Source organism: Scopulibacillus darangshiensis (genome assembly GCF_004341035.1).
GTDB lineage: Bacteria > Bacillota > Bacilli > Bacillales > Sporolactobacillaceae > Scopulibacillus > Scopulibacillus darangshiensis.
Genome location: NZ_SLXK01000092.1, coordinates 1 through 1,491, shown reverse-complemented (window position 1 = coordinate 1,491; position 1,491 = coordinate 1). Strand labels below are relative to the sequence as shown.

1 protein-coding gene is annotated in these 1,491 nt (G+C 41.4%); it reads left to right on the top strand.

Features of this window, described 5'->3' with window-relative positions; translation table 11 throughout:
- The coding region (locus EV207_RS22840) for an IS1380 family transposase (protein ID WP_132748764.1) at window positions 1-1,268 on the top strand (1,268 nt) is incomplete at its 5' end.
- Window positions 1,269-1,491: the final 223 nt, after the last annotated feature.

Here is a 1,491-nt window from a genome sequence, read left to right as displayed (position 1 = left end):
AAATAAATTTTGACGGCGGCGATCTAACCAGCGAATCAGGCCTATTGTTGTACAAAGAATTTGATGAAAAAATGGGCCTAAGTGACTTGATAAGATCCACAGTGATATTGAACGACCTCGTAAAACATAGAATCCATCAGAATTCAGATGTTATCATCCAGAAAATCTATCAACACGTGGCAGGCTATCATGCAGATGACCACGCTGATAACCTAAGATTTGACCCAGCCTTTACCACCCTTCTTGGAAAAGAGGGATTGGCTTCTCAGCCGACGATGTCAAGGGTTAATCAACATTTTGACATGGCTGCGATGAAGCAACTTCAAAAGGCCAATGATACCTTAATTGAACGTTATCATCAATGCGATCCTATGCTTCATATGATTCTGGACATCGATTCAACGAACGCAGCCACACATGGTGACCAACATGGGGCAGCTTTCAATACCCATTATGGTGAAAATGGCTATCACCCCATGCTTATGTTTGATGGCTTAACCGGGGATTGTCTCAAAGCTGAGTTACGGGCAGGCTCCGTTTATACCTCACGCCAAGTGGTTCGTTTCATTGGTCCTACCCTTAAGCGGTATAAAGTCCTTTATCCATGGCTAACGCCGCTTGTCCGTGGAGATAGCGGTTTCGCTGTGCCTGGTCTTTTTGACCTCGCTGAGGAAAAAGAAGCCCATTATGTCATTCGACTGAAAGCCAATGCTCGCCTTAATGCCCTGGCGGATGACCTTTTGAATCAAATCCCGGATGATGTCAAAGCCAATACACCGGTCTTTTATAGAGAATTTAACTATAAGGCCTCAAGTTGGAGTCATTCACGTCGCGTTGTTGTCAAGATGGAAAAACCGATGGATGAACTCCTTTATCGATTCACTTTTATTGTCACGAATATGAGCCTAACACCGAAAAGTGTGGCTAAACTCTATTTTAATCGTGGCACAATGGAAAATTTCATCAAAGAAGGTAAGCTTGGTTTCGCTTTTGGCAGTATGAGCAGTACGGAGTTTGAGAAAAACGCCTGTAAGCTTCAATTGGCCATTTTAGCCTATAACTTACATAATGGATTTCGACGTCTTTGTCTACCCGAAAAGATGAAAAAAAATCTGATTGACACCGTCCGATTACAGCTTATTAAAGTAGCCGGAAAGGTTATTCGATCAGGTCGGTATCTTACCTTCAAATTATCCAAACACTGTCTCCATAAGGAAGCCTTTATGGCAACGTTGAAACAAATTCAGCGATTACCGTGTTATGGTTAAAATCCAATGAATAATCCCCCAAAAAGAAATCAGTTTTTTTGGCTCACAGGATACGTCTACCCATTTCCGCCTTATAAAGTAATTATTTGTAATTGAAGTGATCTAGTCATCCGATATTCCTAATTAAAAGCTAGAAAAACACCTTCAAATTCCGAAATAAATGAAGGCGTTTGCCAATTTTCATCCAAATTGCTTCTTCGGTTAGTCCTATGAATAATCCGGG